Below are 15878 nucleotides of genomic sequence, written 5' to 3'. Positions count from 1 at the left end.
GCGCCAGCGAGGGGGTCAGCGCCAGGTGTCGGTCAGCGTCAGCGATCCGCCGACGGTGGCCGTACGGTTCGCGCCGGACTCCCAGACCACCTGGCCGGAGTCGGTGCGCTTGACGTACTTGTAGGCGAAGGTGGTGCCGGCCGGCACGCTCAGCTCGCCGGTCCAGACCGGGTACGCCGTCGGCGACAGCCGTACGCCCCGGGCCGGATCCCAGCCGCCCAGGGCGGGCAGGTCACCGACGACGTAGACGTGTTGGCCGGGGACCGTGCTGGCGGTGGCCCGGAAGGAGACGGTGGTCGCGCCGGACGGGTCACCGGCCGGCTGGTTCCAGGCCACGGTGAACGCGGTGCCGCCGGTGCCGGAGCGGTTGGGGTCGTTCTCCCACTGCGTCGCGCCGTTGCCGACCTTGACCAGCTTCCACTCGAACGCGGTGCCGGCCGGGACGTCGACCGACCCGGTCCAGGTCGGGTAGCTGCCCGACGTGGTGGACAGCTTCACCCCGTTCGCCGGGTTCCACGAGCCGAGCTGCGGGATCGAGCCGACCACGTACACCTCCTGACCGGGGTTGGTGGTCACGGTCGCGGTGAACCGGGTCGACCCGGCCGGGTGCGACGGGCTCGCGGTCGGCGACGGTGACCCGGTGGGGCTCGCCGTCGGGGTGGGGGCCGGACCGTCCAGCCGGGCCCCGACGTGCAGGGCGAGCGCCTGGTCCGGTGCGATGGCGGCGGCGAAGCCACCACCGGAGACGGTCACCACGCCGCCTGGGCAGGCCTCGGTGTCCGGGTCGTAGGCGCCCCGGCCCACGTTGCAGTACCGGCCGTCCGGCAGCGAGGTGCTGAAGCTGCGGCTCCACGTGCTGCCGGTGGCGTTGAAGGCGGCGTAGCCCCGGTCACCGCGGGCGAAGGCCAACCGGCCGTTGCCGTCGGTGACGACCGAGCCGACGCCGGTGCCGGCGACCGCGTTGCGGAAGCCGGGCATACCGGCCACCCCCGCGTCCCGGTGCTCGCAGATCCATGCGCTGCTCGCGCAGTCGGTGGCCAGGGTGGTGCCGTCGGCGGTGCTCGGCGGGCCCTGCCCGTGCGTCGAGCCGAACGCGTAGCTCGACATCAGCTGGGGCCGACCGTACGGGTGGGCCATCATGAACGTGTCCGCCAGGTAGTAGCGGGCGCCGTTCTTGTAGGTCAGCGTCGGGTTCTCCCGCTGGGTGTCGTGGTTGTCGACGAAGACCACCGCCTGCTGCCCGGTCAGGCCGCCGTAGTTGGGCAGGTTGCCCAGCTGGGCGATGTTGCCGTCGCGGAACGCCGACGAGACGGCCCGCTGGTAGTCGAAGTTGGTCACCCCGCCGTAGGGGGCGTACGCGGTGTAGGGGATGGTGCCGTCGCCGTACACCTCGTGGAACAGGTCCGGCCGGCCCCCGAAGCCCGGCACGTCCCGCAACCGGCTGATGATGTCGGCCAGGTGTGCCTCCTGTACGTGCTTGGCCGCGTCCACCCGGAAGCCGGCCACGCCCAGGTCGATCACCGCGTTCATGTACTTGGCGATCTTCCGGCGTACCTCGGGGTCGGCGGTGTTGAGGTCGGCCAGGTCGAGCAGCTCGCAGTCCTGCACCTCCTGTTTGTTGCCCCAGTTGCTGATCCGCCGGTAGCAGGGCGCGAAGTCGCCGTGGCCGTAGCTGTCGCCCGAGCCGTCGTCGAACAGGTTCGGGTAGCTGTACTTGCTGTAGACGGTGCCGGCGCTGCCCGGGCCGCTGCCGGCCGAGCCGGTGCCGCTCATGTGGTTGAGCACCATGTCCACGTAGATCTTCACGCCCTGCGCCCGGCAGCGCTCGACCATGTCGACGAACTCGGTCTTGGTGCCCCGCCGAGTCTGGTCGAGCCGGTACGACACCGGCTGGTAGTCCTGCCACCACGGGTAGGTGGCACCCTCGGCGTTGGGCAGCACCACGTGTTCCTGCGGCGGGGAGACCTGCACCCCGCCCCAGCCGTTCGGGCCGAGGTTGGACTCGCACTCGTCGGCGACGGAGTCCCACCGCCACTGGAACAGGTGGACGATGGCGTCGCCGTTGGCGCGTACCTCGGCCGCGCTGGCGGGGGTGGTACCGGTGGCGACGGCGGTGAGGGTGGCCGCGACCAGCGTCGCGGCCAGGGCCGCGGGGATCGCGGCACGGGGACGGGGGATGCGCACGGAAGCCCTCCTCAGGGGACGGTCAGGTGCAGTAACGGTGATGGCAAGGTTTCCTGCAAGTTGTGCAAGAACTTGCGGTGATTGCGCGACCGTAACAGCGCCGTCGATGCCTGTGAACCTCTGTTTCACAAGTCGGTACGATGGCGAACAAGCCCTTGCGGATGACTGAAAACACTGCAAGGATTTGCGTCCACTTCGGCCGAAACGGTCGACGGCTCCACCCGAGGGCGGGCTGTGGCCGGCGCGGTCGGCGCATCCCGACCGCCCGGCACACCGGCGGTGCGCATCGCGCGGCCGAGTCGCCGGGCGCCCGGGCGGTGAGCTTTCTATGCTCGACCCATGGAACTGCGGATCTTCACCGAACCCCAGCAGGGCGCGACCTACGACGACCTGCTCGCCGTGGCCCGGCGCGCCGAGGAGACCGGCTTCGGGGCCTTCTTCCGCTCCGACCACTACCTCAAGATGGGGGCGGTCAGCGGCGAACCCGGCCCCACCGACGCCTGGACCACCCTCGCCGGACTGGCCCGGGACACCCGCTCGATCCGGCTCGGCACGCTGATGACCGCCGCGACGTTCCGGCTGCCCGGCCCGCTGGCCATCACCGTCGCGCAGGTCGACCAGATGAGCGGCGGACGGGTCGAACTCGGCATCGGCACCGCCTGGTACGACACCGAGCACAGCGCGTACGGGATCCCGTTCCCGGCGTTGAAGGAGCGCTTCGACCGGCTCGACGAGCAGCTCGCCGTGATCACCGGCCTGTGGCGTACCCCGGCGGGGGAGACGTTCGACTTCACCGGCCGCCACTACCAGGTCAGCGACTCACCGGCGCTGCCCAAGCCGGTGCAGCGGCCGCACCCGCCGATCCTGCTCGGCGGCATGGGTGCGAAGCGGACCCCGCAGCTCGCCGCCCGGTACGCCGACGAGTTCAACCTGCCGTTCGTCTCGATCGACGACACGGTCACCCAGTTCGCCCGGGTCCGGACCGCCTGCCAGGAGATCGGCCGGAACCCGGACGAGCTGACCTGGTCCAACGCGCTGGTGCTCTGCTGCGGCAAGGACGACGCCGAGGTGGCCCGGCGGGCCGCCGCGATCGGCTGGGACGCGGACGAACTGCGCGAGAACGGGCTCGCCGGCACTCCCGCCGAGGTGGTCGACAAGATCGGCCGGTACCGCGCGGTGGGCAGCCAGCGGGCCTACCTCCAGGTGCTCGACCTCGCCGACCTGGACCACCTGGACCTGGTCGCCGGCGAGGTACTGCCGCAGCTCTGAACCGGCAGCCGCGCGGAACCCCGTGGCGGCGTCGACCCGGCCCGGTCAGTGGGCCGGGGTGCGCAGCACGGTGTCCAGCTGGCCGTCCCGATCACTGTCGATGTAGGTCACGTCCGGGATCCCGTCACCGTCCAGGTCGAACTGGACCACGTCGGCCACCCCGTCGCCGTCGAAGTCGGTGACCACCTGCACCGAACCGTCCAGGTGCCGGCTGACGATCGACCGGGCGCCGCCCGTCACCCGTGGCGGCGGCCCGGGGGTCGGCACCGGCGTCGGCGCCGGTCCGGGCGTCGGGTTCGGCTGCGGTCCGGGCTGGCCCGCCGGCATCCCGGCGTACGCCCGACCCGCCGGCATCCCGGCGTACGCCCGACCCGCCGGCATCCCGGCGTACGCCCGACCCGCCGGCATCCCGGCGTACGCCCCGGCCAGGCCGCTGGCCGGCTCCACGCCGCTGCCGCCCGGATCGATCTCCTCCTCGGAGGGGTACACGTCGCCCCGTGGGGCGGGATCACGGTAGCTGCTCATCGGCGTAGGGTTCCCCGACGGAGCCGACGGTAACCGTCGGCGCGGAAGAGGGAGGGTCGCGTGTCGACGCAGCGCAACTGGGCGGGCAACATCCGGTACTCCGCCCGGGCGTACCACCGACCGTCATCCGTCGACGAGCTGCGGGCCCTGGTCGCCGGCAGCGACCGGATCCGGGCGGTGGGCAGCGGCCACTCCTTCAACCGGCTCGGCGACACCACCGGCGACCTGGTCACCCTGGCCGGGCTGCCGGCCACCGCGCACCTCGACGAGCAACGCCGCACCGTCGACGTGCCGGCCGCGACGCGCTACGGCGACCTCGCCGCCTGGCTGCACGAACGCGGGTACGCCCTGGCCAACCTCGCCTCGCTGCCGCACATCTCGGTGGCCGGCGCGGTCGCCACCGGCACCCACGGCTCCGGCGTCACCGTCGGCAACCTGGCCACCGCCGTCGCCGGCCTGGAACTGGTCACCGGCACCGGGGATCTGCGCACCGTGGACCGGAGCAGCCCCGACTTTCCCGGCCTGGTGGTCTCGCTCGGCGCGCTCGGCATCGTCACCCGGCTCACCCTCGACGTGCTGCCCACCTTCGACATCCGCCAGTACGTCCGCCTCGACCTGCCCCGCGCTGCCCTGGACGAGGCGCTCGGTTCCGCGTACAGCGTCAGTGTCTTCACCGACTGGCGCTCCACCCGCGGCACCCAGGTCTGGCGCAAGCAGCTCGCGGACCAGCCGCCACCCCCGGCGGACTGGCTCGGTACGACGGCCGCCGACCGGCCCTGGCATCCGGTGCCCGGCATGCCGACGGCCAACTGCACCGAACAGCTCGGCGTGGCCGGCCCCTGGCACGAGCGGCTGCCGCACTTCCGGCTCGGCTTCACCCCGAGCAGCGGCGACGAACTCCAGTCCGAGTACCACCTGCCCCGCGCCGTCGCCGCCGACGCGCTGGCCGCCCTCGACGAGGTGGCACACCTGATCGCCCCGGTGTCGCAGACCAGCGAGCTGCGCACCATCGCCGCCGACCAGCTCTGGCTCAGTCCGCAGTACGACCGGGACACCCTGGCAGTGCACTTCACCTGGATCGCCGACCCGGACCGGGTGCTGCCGGTGGTGGCCGAGGTGGAACGGGCGCTGGCCCCGTTCGCCCCCCGCCCGCACTGGGGCAAGGTCTTCACCCTCGCGCCGGACCGGATCGCCGCCACCTACCCCCGCTGGACCGACTTCGCGGCCCTCCTGCACCACCACGACCCCACCGGCAAGTTCCACACCAACGACCTCACCAACCTCTTCCCCCGCTGACACCCCCCTTCCCCTTCCCCCGCCGCGCCCCGCGTTCCCCGTCCGCGCGGGGGGCGGGGTGGGGTGTGGGGCGCGGTGGGGGGTGGGTTTAGCGGGCTGCGGTGACCTGGTCGCGGAGGTGGCCGCGCTGGACGGCGCGGCTGATGTCGCTGGGGGAGACGATGCCGACCAGGCGGCCCTCGACGACCACCAGCGCCCTCCCGTCGGCGCACTCGTTGAGCCGGGGCAGCAGGTCGGTGAGTTGCTCGTCGGGGGAGGCGAGGACCAGGTCGTCGGCCCGGCAGGCCACCGCCTCCAGCGTGGTGCTGCCGCGTTGGTCGCTCGGTACGCCACGGACCCGGTCGAGGGTGACCAGGCCGACCGGCCGCCCGTCCTCGGTCAACGGCAGCGCCGTGTGCCGGTACGCGAAGAGGTAGTTGTCCACGAAGTCGGCGACGGTCAGCTCACCCGAGGCGGTCTGCGGCTGCGGGGTCATCACGTCGGCCACCCGTACCCCGCGCAGCGCGCTGCCCACCCGGGCCTGCCGCTCCTCCATCGTCGCCGCGCCGATCAGGAACCAGCCGATCAGCGCCAGCCAGAGCCCACCCACGCCGGCGCCGGTGAGGAACCGCCACAGGCCCAACCCGATCAGCACCACGCCGAGGATCCAGCCGGCACGGGCGGCGACCACCGAGGCGCGGGTCCGGTCGCCGGTGGCCTTCCACACCGCCGCGCGCAGCAGTCGCCCGCCGTCCAGCGGTGCCGCCGGCAGGATGTTGAAGAGCGCCAGCAGCAGGTTGATGCCGCCGAGCCAGGCCATCGCACCCAGCCACAGCCCGTGCACCCCGGCCAGGCTGAGCACCATCGCGACCACCCCGAAGAACGCCCCGATGATCAGGCTGACCAGCGGCCCGACCCCGGCGATGCGCAGCTCCGCGCCGGGCGTACGGGCCTCCCCGCGCAGCTCGGCGACGCCGCCGAAGAGCCACAGGGTGATGCCCTCCACGCCCAACCCGTTGCGTTTGGCCACCACCGCGTGTGACACCTCGTGGGCGAGCAGGCCCAGGAAGAAGACCACGGCCGCCGCCAGACCCGCGAGGAAGTACGCGACCACCGACCGGCCGGGGTACGACGCCGGGAACAGGTTCGCCGACAGCCCCCACCAGATCAGCGCGAAGATGACCAGGACGCTCCAGTTGACCCCGACGGGTACGCCCACGATCCGGCCGAGCCGGAAACTCGCCCTCATGTGTCGCTCATACCCCCGCAGGCCGTTTCCATGCCAGGCCAGCGTGTCACCCCCGCTCCCTGCCAGTTTCCCGGTGACTGTCGAACATGGCGGACAGCTCCGCCCGCCCCCGATTCACCACGGCGACGAGCGGGGCCAGGTCGATGCCGGCCGGCACCGGCATGTCGGTGACGAGGTCGCGAACCTGGAACCGGCGCTCCAACCAGCGATGCAACGCGCGGCGGTCTTCGGTCTTCCGGTCGTGGTCCGGCAGGTCCCACACCCGCTGTGAGTACGGCGTGTCGTCGTCGCCGAGCGCCGCGAGGAGCCCGGAATGGCGCATCAGGCACGGATAGCAGTGGCCGCAGTGCAGCTTCGGGCGGCTGCTGGAGGCGTGACCACAACTCACCGTTTGCTGGGTCAACGTCGTCGGCGTCAGACCCGCGCCCAGGGCGCGACGGCACACCTCACCCTTCGTGAGGTACAGGTACGGATTGACCACCTCGACCGCGCCACCGACCTCCCGGATCACCTCGTTGAGAAGTCCCAGCGTGAAGGGGTGCACCGATCGGGTGGAACAGGCCGCGACCCGGGCCGGCGTCAGTGCCGGATTCAGCGCCAACTGGCCGTTCTCCGGCACGGCGACCCGTGCCACGCGGTGCACGGCGGCGAAGAAGACGGCGGTCGCCGCGTAGAGAAGTCCTCGGGTGCGCGCGGACTTCTCCAGCCCGGGACGCCCGGCGCGTACCTGCTGGGTCGCCGTGAACCGCGGCAGCCCTCGGCGCCGTGAACGATCGATCGCGCCGAACACGTCATCCTGCGGTGCCTTCCACTTGGGCTCGAAGTAGGAGACGAGGAGCAGGTCACCTGCGGGCACCAGGGACCGCTCCGCCACGTACGCGGTGGAGTCGAGACCACCGGAGAAGAGCGCGACCTCCCCGATCGGGATGTCGTAGTGGCTTCTGCTCTGATGTGGCAGCGGTTGGGCACCGGACCGGACGCTGATCTCCCAGCGGTCCGCAGTCAGTGTCTCGACCAGCGACGCGAGCAACTCGATCGCCCGTCCGCTCCAGGTTCCCGCGCTCGTCACCTGGACCTGGAGATCGATCTGTCGTCTATGAGAACTGAAAGTGCTTGTTCAAGTGCTGAGCGTGTTGACGGGGTGGTTCGGCACGGCTCTGCATCGGCCGGGCCGCCGACGGGTAGGGTCCTCCTCACGCCCAGCGGCATCGACGTGCTGGACTTCAAGCTGCCGCTGACTTCCTGTCCCGCCAGACGCTCTATCTGGCCGAGGACTGGATCGACACGTCCCCGGCCGGCGGTGGCCGGCGCTCTGACTGAGGACAGACCGGACGCGGCGGTTTACTGTGGGCGGCGCAGTCGGCGTCGGCCCGTCGAGAGGAACGGACGTGGCGAAACTCGAACTGACCGTGGCCGAGGCGGCGCTGTACGACCTGGTCGGTTCCCGGACCTTCGTCCGGGCTCGGCAGCACCTCGATCGCGGCGACCTGGTGGACGTGCGGTGGGATCCGACGATCGGCCGGGCGTCCGGTCAGCTCACCGGCGCACGCTCCGGTCCGGTGACAGCCCACGTGGCGACTGTCGATGACCGCATCACCGCGTTCCAGGGCGAATGCGCGTGCGGGCAGGACGATTGTGCCCATCTCGCGGCGTTGACTCTCGCCACGCTACCCACAGCCGGGCCGCCGCGGAGCCGCCCGGCGCAGAAGAAGGGGAGCTGGGAGTCGGCCGTCGCCACGTTGGTCCGCGACATCGCACCACCTGAGGTCGTCAGCGAACCCGAGCAGGCCGGCATCGGGCTGCAGTTCGAGATCGTGTCGCTCGCACCGGACACCGGCGGCTTCCGGGTCGGACTCCGCCCGGTTCTGCCCGGTCGTACCGGCTGGGTCCGGGCCGGGATCAGCTGGTCGTCGTTGAGTTACGCCCACACCGGCAGGTCCAGGCAGGCCGAGCGGCATCGCCGGCTGCTCGGTGAGATCGTGCGGCTGGCCGCTTCCGGCCGCGACCCGTACGGCTACTACTACGGCGGTCACCGGCAGACCGTCTTCCTCGACGAGTTCGAGACCCGACGGATCTGGGACCTGCTGGCCGAAGCCGACGACGCCGGTGTGCCCCTCGTACAGGTCGGTAAGCAGGCGGGGCCGGTGGTGGTCGACCGCCGACCGGCGCGACTGTCGGTGCGGGTCGACCGGGCCGAGGGTGAACTCGTGCTCGGCGCCGCGTTGTCGGCCGACAACGCGCCGATCCACGCCACCGAGCTGGTCCTGCTCGGTAACCCGGCGCACGGCATCGCCTGGCGGGGCGAGCCGGACCCGGGACAGCGCCGCCCCGGAAAGCCGACGCTGCGGCTGGCGCCGCTGGCCACGGCGATGTCACCGCGCACGCTCCGGGCGCTCTCCGGACCCCCGATCCGGATTCCGGCCGCCGAGGAAGCGCAGTTCTTCGATCGCTTCTATCCGGATCTGCTCCGTCAGGTGGAGGTGATCGCCGCTGGTCCGACGGTCCGTCTTCCGGCGGTCGGGCCGGACCGGCTGGTGATGACCCTGACGCCGGAGCCCGGCCATCGTCTCCGCGTCACCTGGGAATGGCACCGCATGGTGGGTGCCCGGCGTTATCCGGAGCCACTGCGGGCCGGTGTGCCCGGCACGGCCGACGCCCACCGCGAGCGGGTGTTCGGTCAGGTCGTCGAGATGGTTGGCAAGCCGGTGCCCGAGCTCGTCGAACCGTCCCCTGCCGGGCCACAGCTCACTGCCTCGACCGTCATCGCCGGTGACGCCCTGATTCGTCTCCTGAACGACGTCGTGCCCCAGCTCGCCGACCTGGACCACGTCGAGGTGATCGCGGCGCCCGAGGGGACACTGCCCGACTACCACGAGACCTTCGACGCGCCGTCGATCACCTTCGCCGACGGCGGCGATGCCGGCGACCACGACTGGTTCGACCTGTCGGTACGGGTCAGCGTCGGCGGTGAACCGGTGGGTTTCGCCGAACTGTTCGCCGCGCTCGCCCAGGACCACCAGTACCTCATCCTGCCCAGCGGGACGTACTTCGCCCTGGACCGGGTGGAGTTCCGCCAGTTGCGGGACCTGATCGTCGAGTCGCGGGCCCTGTCCGACGCCCCGCCCGGGACGGTACGGGTCGGGCGGTTCCAGGCCGGGCTCTGGGACGAGCTGGCCGAGCTCGGTGAGGTCACCGGCCAGGCCGCGGCCTGGCAACAGTCGGTGCGGGCGCTGAGCGAAGCAGACCTGGCCGTCCCACATCCGGTTCCAACGGAGGTACGAGCCGAGCTGCGGCCGTACCAGCAGGAGGGGTTCCGGTGGCTCGCCACTCTGCATGACCACGGGCTCGGCGGGGTTCTCGCTGACGACATGGGGCTCGGCAAGACCCTCCAGGCGTTGGCGCTGATCTGTCACGCCCGGCGGGAGCGGCCGTTCCTGGTGGTCTGCCCGGCCAGCGTGGTCGACAACTGGGCCCGCGAGGCGGCCCGGTTCACGCCGGATCTCACCGTCCGGGCGATCACGCAGACCGTGGCGCGACGCGGCGTGGAACTCGCCGAGGCGGTGGACGGTGCGCAGGTCGTCGTCACCTCGTACACCCTGTTCCGGCTGGAGTACGACGACTACCGGACGCTCGACTGGGCGGGCCTGATCCTCGACGAGGCGCAGTTCGTCAAGAACTCCCAGTCCCAGGCGCACCGCTGCGCGAAACTGCTGCCGGCGCCGTTCAAACTGGCGATCACTGGCACGCCGATGGAGAACAACCTCGGCGAGCTGTGGGCGCTGTGTTCGATCGCCGCCCCCGGGCTGTTGCCGCGCGCCGACCGGTTCACCGAGTACTACCGCCATCCGATCGAGAAGGAGCGCGACGCGGACCGGCTCGCCCAACTCCGCCGCCGGATCAGGCCACTGATGCTGCGTCGGCGCAAGGGGGACGTGGCCGCCGACCTGCCACCCAAGCAGGAACAGGTGCTGGAGATCGAATTGGACCGCAAGCACCGCCGCGTCTATCAGGCATACCTGCAACGGGAACGACAGAAGGTCCTCGGCCTGCTCGGCGACCTGGAGAAGAACCGGTTCGAGATCTTCCGGTCGCTGACCCTGCTGCGGCAGGCCAGCCTCGATGTCGGGCTCGTCGACCCGACGCAGCGCGCGCCGGCGACGAAGCTCGACGTCCTCACCGAGCGGGTCGCAGACCTGGTCGCCGAGGGGCACCGCACCCTGGTGTTCAGCCAGTTCACCCGTTTCCTCGACCGGGCCCGGCAGCGGCTCGAACAGGATGGCATCGCGTGCAGCTATCTGGACGGCAGCACCCGGGACCGGGCGGCGGTGATCGACGAGTTCAAGACCGGCACCAATCCGGTCTTCCTGATCAGCCTCAAGGCCGGCGGGTTCGGCCTCAACCTCACCGAGGCCGACTACTGCCTGCTGCTCGACCCGTGGTGGAACCCGGCCGCCGAGAACCAGGCGGTGGATCGGGTGCACCGCATCGGACAGTCACGCAACGTGATGGTGTATCGGCTGGTCGCCAAGGACACCATTGAGGAGAAGGTGATGGCGCTGAAGGCGCGCAAGGCCGAACTCTTCGACAGCGTCCTCGACGGCGGCGAGTTCGCCTCCGCGCAGCTCACCGTCGATGATATCCGCAGCCTGCTGGAGTAGCCGAGGGGTCGGGCGGTCAGTCAGCCACGCCGGCCGGAACCACCCAGGTGGTGGGTTGGCCAGTAATCGCGGTGATCATGTCGTAGTCGCCGTCGTAGTGCAGCACTGTGGGGTGCCGGTAGGGCTCAGGCGGTGGGGGGTGGAGTGGGCAGCGCGTCGACGACCACCACCGGGCTACCCGGCGGCACCTCCGCCAGCAGCAGGCGCTGGCCGGAGCGGGTCAACCGGATGCAGCCGTTGGTGGTCTGCTGGCCCAGTTCGCCGTCATGGTGCCAGCTGTGGATGCCGATGTGCGCGCCGCGCAGGCTGGCCGGTACCGAATCCGGGTCGTCGGGTACCGAGCCGAGGGCGTAGATGTCGACGCCGCCGTACACCGACTCGGGCGGCGGCGTGCGACCCAACACGAAGGTGCGGCCGAGCGGGGTCTCCTGGCCGCGCTGGCCCAGGCTGACCTGCCAGCTGTGCTTCGCGGCGCCGTCGCGGTACCAGGTGAGCCGGTACGGCACCCGCTCCACCACGATCTGGTCGCGCAGCGCGATCTTGCGGAATCCGCCGGGTGGCAGCCAGGCCAGCTTGCGGTTGGCCGAGGGCAGCAGTACGGCCGTCCAGCCGGCCTCGCGGCGTGCGACCGGGACGGTCAGCTCCACCCCGCTGATGGTCGGCATGAGGAAGGCCAGCGGCCGACCGCCGGGCGCGTCGTAGACGGCGAGCCGGCGCTGCGGGCGTACGCCCTCGGTCAGTGGCGCGGTGTCCAAGGTGTCCGGATCGTCGGGGAAGCCGATCGGTGCCGGGCCGTAGTCGATCTCCGGTAGCCCGTCCGGTGCCGGCGCGGCCGGTGCGACGCTCTCGGCCGACGGCGACGCCGGCACGCTCGGCGCGCCCGCGCTCGGCGCTCCCGTCCCGCCGACGGGTGCGGTGACCGTTGCGGGCCCGGCTGCCGGAGTCAGCGCCCACCCGGTGTACGCGGCCCCGCCCATCAGTACGGCCACGCCCACACCGACGGCCACCCCACGCCGCCCGCGCCTGACCAAACCCCACAAGACCCCCATCCATTCACTCTATCTTCAAACCGCTCGAACCATCTGAAACCTCACCTCACCGCCCACCCCACCCTCGGACCGGAGCGGACCCGAACCGGAGCGGAGTGGGGTGGGGTGGGGCGGATCGGGGTGGGGGACTGTCAGGGGAGGCGGGCGGATAGGTGGATGGCGATGGCGTCGTGGGCGGGGACGTTGGCGGCGAACCAGCCGTTGGCGTCGACGGTGATGACCGGGCCGCTGCAACTGCCACCCGAGAAGGTGCCGTGGATGACGTCGCAGTAGCGCCCGGCCGGTAAGCCGGTGTAGTACGAGCGGCCGTTGACGGCGAAGTCCTCGTCGTTGATGGTGATGAAGCCCCGGCCGGTACGACTGAAGGCGATGTGCTGGTAGCCGTTGTCGTACCAGTTGCTGACCCCGGTGCCCTCGGTGGCGTTGCGGAAGCCGACCATGTTCGCGATGACCGGCCAGCGGTGTTCGCACTCCCAGCCGGAGTAGCAGGTGGTGTTGAGGGTCTTGTTGTTGCCGTCCGAGGGCGGTCCGGCGTCGCGGCTGCTGTAGGTGTAGCTCGACATCACCGTCGGGGAGCCGTACGGCCAGGCCAGCATGAAGGCGTTGGCGAGGGCGTAGCTGCCCCGGTCGCGGTAGGTGAGCACGCCGGGCTCGTCGCGCTGGGTGTCGTGGTTGTCGACGAAGACCGACGAGACGCCGCTGGGCAGGTGGCCCCAGCCCTCGCCGAAGTTACGCAGGTAGGCCAGCCGCTCCGAACGGAAGACCCGGGCCAGGTCCTTGCCGTAGCGGAACTCGTGCACGTCGCCGTTGCCGGTGTACTCCTCGGGCCGGATCGGCTCGCCCGCGCCGTAGATGACCTCCTGGACGATGTACGCGGACCGGTTCAGCCGGCTGAGGATGGCCGCGATGTCCGCCGCCGGCATGTGCTTGCTGGCGTCCAGCCGGAAGCCGTCCACACCGAGCGACAGCAGGTCGTTGAGGTACGCGGCCAGCCGGGAACGGACGTAGTCGGACCCGGTCTTCAGGTCGGCGAGGTTGACCAGCTCGCAGTTCTGCACCTCGTACCGGTCGTTGTAGTTGACGATGTCGTTGTTGCCGTTGCGCCCGCAGTAGTTGAAGTCCTGCGCCTGGTAGATGCCGGGGTAGACGTGGTGCTGGTACGACGACCCGGCCCAGCCGGTGCCGCCGTTCGACTGCCCGGACATGTGGTTGACGACGGCGTCGACGATCACCTTGACACCGGCCGCCTGGCAGGTGGCGACCATGGAGCGGAACTGCTCGCGGGTGCCCTTGCGGGACTCGATGCGGTAGCTGACCGGCTGGTACGCCACCCACCACTGGTTGCCGCGGACGTGTTCCTGTGGCGGCGAGACCTGGACGTAGCCGTAGCCCTTCGGGCCGAGGGTGCTGGTGCACTCGCCGGCCACCGAGGGCCAGTTCCATTCGAACAGGTTGGCGATGACCTTCTTGCCGCCCGCCGGGGCGGCGACGGCGGCCGGGGTGTCGAGGGCGGTCGGTGCCAGTACGGCGGCGGGGGCGAGTAGGCCGACGATCGCGCCGAGGGCGACGATCGTGGTGCGGAGTCGACGTCGGGGCATCGGGGTCTCCTGGGGGCGGAGGGCTGGGGGTGGCGGTACGCCTGCCCGGATCTTGCAAGTGAGGGTGAAAGTTTCGGCAAGGTTACAAGCTGGTTTCATGGGCTGTCAACGCATGGACATGGGTGACTGTCCGATGAGTCCGGAATCGGTGGCTACACGCGCCGCGCGGGGGCGTGGTTCGACAACTCGTCAGAATTTTTCTGTCCGGGCTAATCCGTACGGCGCCCGTGGCCGTACTGGTGTGGGGAACAGGGTCGGCCGGTGGTACGCCGCCGCGAGACGATCGAGGAGCACATGGCCCGGGCTACGCAGAACGAGAAGCCGCCTGCCGTCCGTACCAGCAGCAGCAGTAGAGGAGTGCGGGTTGCCTCCCGCGGCCAGGTCCTGGCGCTGACCGCGTCCGGACTCGCCGCGGTGTGGGCGCTGGTGATGCTCACCGGCGCGGGCCAGCGGGCCTACGCGATGGGGTTCTTCTTCACCGAGTTCTTCGCCGGCGTGATCGCCCTGGTCGCGCTGAGCCTGACGGTGATGATGGGACTACTCTCCACCGACCGGCTGGTGCTGCTCATCCGGCACCGGGTCCTGTTGCAGTCCGCCCACCGGGCGACCGGCATCCTCGGTGTGGCCGGCCTGGTCTTCCACGTGATCACCAAGATCGCCAGTGGTCGCGCCGGGGTGACCGACGCCGCCGTGCCGTTCGTCGGCGGGCGGGGCCTCTACGTCGGACTCGGCACCATCGCCGCGCTGCTCATGGTCGGTGTCCTCTGGACCGGGATCATCCGCGCCCGGTTCGCCGACATCGGGCCGAAGTGGGTCTGGCGGGCGCTGCACTCGATGGCGTACCTGTCCTGGCCGTTCGGCATCTTCCACGGCCTCGGCGCCGGCCGCGCCCCGGCCACCTGGGTCAGCCTGAGCTACTGGCTCTGCGTGGTGCTGGTGGTGGTGGCCCTGATGGTCCGGCTCTCGGTCACCCTGCAACGGCGCAGTCGCGAACGGCACCAGGCCGCCGCCCTCAACGAGGCGATGACCGGCAAGGGCAGCGACGAGACCCGGACGAAGACCCTGCTCGGCAACCTGACCAAGCGGGGCGGCGAGAACGAGCGCAGCCGTCGCGACATCAGCTGGGCCGAGAGCACCTCCGGCACCTGGGCCAGCCCCACCATCCGGCGCAACAACCCCGAGCGGTTCACCGTGCCGGTGGTGCCCGAGCCCGGCACGCTGCGGGAACCGACCCGCCCGGCCCGCGACGAGGAACTGGCGCCGGTCGTCCGGCGCGGGTCGCGGCGCGACGAGGAAGAGCTGGAGCGGGTCGTACGCCGCGAGACCGAGCTGCTCGAACCGGTGGCGCGCCGCCGCCGCGACGACGAGCCGACCGGGCGGCGTTCCGTCCGGGTCGACGAGGACGTGGAGCCCGCGCCCCGGCGTTCGGCCCGGTTCGACGACGACCTGGAGCCGGCGCCGCGCCGGACCCGCCGCGACGAGGAACCGACCCGTCGCCCGGCCGCCCGTCGCGACGAGGACGAGCGGGTGGGCCGCCGGGCAGCCCGCCGCCGCGACGAGGAACGCGACGAGGAGTACGCGCCGCAGGCCGAGCCGGCGGGCCGGCGCCGCCGCGACGACGAGGAGTACGGCCGGTCCCGGCGGTCCCGGTCGGACGCCGAGAGCAGCCGCTACTCGTCTCCACCGCTGCGCACCGACGACGAACCGGAGGAGCCCTGGGACAGCCCGCGCCGTTGGGAGTCCACCGCACCCATCTCCAGTTCACCGATTTCCGGCTCGCCCATCTCCGGCTCGCCGATCTCCGGTTCGCCCATCTCCGCCGCACCGCGCAGCGGTAGCGGTCGGCACAGCGTCGAGGACGACCTGCCGGAGGCCGAGACCGACTACTGGCGTCCTCCGGCCCGGTACGCCCCGGACGACGTCGCCGCCGACGACGACACCCCGACCCTGGTCGACCTCGCTTCCCGGCGGGCCCGCCGGGCCGCCGGAGACAACCGGCGTCGTCGCCGCGCCGACCCGGACTCCGTCGACGGTGCCTACTGGGCCGGCCTGCGGGGTGAGGCGAAGTGAC

Annotated in this window: 10 protein-coding genes; 4 read left to right on the top strand and 6 right to left on the bottom strand. The window is 71.4% G+C overall.

What is annotated here, in order from left to right:
* Positions 1-15 precede the first annotated feature (15 nt).
* The gene (locus tag D2L64_RS13880) at positions 16-2184 is read right to left on the bottom strand and encodes a carbohydrate-binding module family 20 domain-containing protein (RefSeq protein WP_119576206.1); all 2169 of its coding nucleotides are present in this window, start codon (positions 2182-2184) and stop codon (positions 16-18) included.
* 339 nt (positions 2185-2523) lie between these two features.
* Here D2L64_RS13880 and D2L64_RS13875 point away from each other — a divergent pair, with 339 nt between their 5' ends.
* Entirely contained in the window at positions 2524-3453 is a 930-nt protein-coding gene (locus D2L64_RS13875) for an LLM class F420-dependent oxidoreductase (RefSeq protein WP_119576203.1), read from the top strand.
* Between the two features lie 45 nt (positions 3454-3498).
* Here D2L64_RS13875 and D2L64_RS13870 read toward each other — a convergent pair whose 3' ends face one another.
* Entirely contained in the window at positions 3499-3978 is a 480-nt protein-coding gene (locus tag D2L64_RS13870) for a thrombospondin type 3 repeat-containing protein (RefSeq protein WP_119576200.1), read from the bottom strand.
* A gap of 60 nt (positions 3979-4038) precedes the next feature.
* Between D2L64_RS13870 and D2L64_RS13865 the strand changes: the two genes are divergently transcribed.
* Complete coding sequence (locus D2L64_RS13865; protein WP_119576197.1) at positions 4039-5274, top strand: FAD-binding protein; 1236 nt, start codon at positions 4039-4041, stop codon at positions 5272-5274.
* An 88-nt stretch (positions 5275-5362) separates the two neighbouring features.
* On the opposite strand, the gene D2L64_RS13860 is transcribed toward D2L64_RS13865, so the two are convergent.
* Together D2L64_RS13860 and D2L64_RS13855 are read right to left on the bottom strand one after the other, a co-directional pair.
* A complete protein-coding gene (locus tag D2L64_RS13860; RefSeq protein ID WP_119576194.1) occupies positions 5363-6502 on the bottom strand; it encodes a site-2 protease family protein in 1140 nt (379 codons plus the stop codon).
* Between the two features lie 46 nt (positions 6503-6548).
* Positions 6549-7571, bottom strand: coding sequence for a 7-cyano-7-deazaguanine synthase (locus tag D2L64_RS13855; RefSeq protein WP_119576191.1), 1023 nt, complete (start codon positions 7569-7571; stop codon positions 6549-6551).
* A 319-nt stretch (positions 7572-7890) separates the two neighbouring features.
* Here D2L64_RS13855 and D2L64_RS13850 point away from each other — a divergent pair, with 319 nt between their 5' ends.
* The gene (locus tag D2L64_RS13850; protein ID WP_119576188.1) at positions 7891-11160 is read left to right on the top strand and encodes a DEAD/DEAH box helicase; all 3270 of its coding nucleotides are present in this window, start codon (positions 7891-7893) and stop codon (positions 11158-11160) included.
* A 125-nt stretch (positions 11161-11285) separates the two neighbouring features.
* Here the strand turns inward: D2L64_RS13850 and D2L64_RS13840 are convergent, their stop codons facing one another.
* Positions 11286-12209: a L,D-transpeptidase family protein gene (locus D2L64_RS13840; protein WP_233558939.1), complete on the bottom strand. Its 924-nt coding sequence runs from the start codon at positions 12207-12209 to the stop codon at positions 11286-11288.
* 131 nt (positions 12210-12340) lie between these two features.
* Positions 12341-13807, bottom strand: a complete 1467-nt coding sequence (locus D2L64_RS13835) for an alpha-amylase (protein WP_119576185.1) — start codon at positions 13805-13807, stop codon at positions 12341-12343.
* A gap of 261 nt (positions 13808-14068) precedes the next feature.
* Between D2L64_RS13835 and D2L64_RS13830 the strand changes: the two genes are divergently transcribed.
* Positions 14069-15877 carry a hypothetical protein gene (locus tag D2L64_RS13830; RefSeq protein ID WP_233558938.1) on the top strand — a complete coding sequence of 603 codons (1809 nt, stop codon included), beginning with the start codon at positions 14069-14071 and terminating at the stop codon, positions 15875-15877.
* Position 15878 lies beyond the last annotated feature (1 nt).

This window comes from Micromonospora radicis (assembly GCF_003583405.1).
In the GTDB taxonomy this organism is placed as follows: Bacteria; Actinomycetota; Actinomycetes; order Mycobacteriales; family Micromonosporaceae; genus Micromonospora; species Micromonospora radicis.
This window is presented reverse-complemented; position numbering and strand designations above follow the sequence as displayed.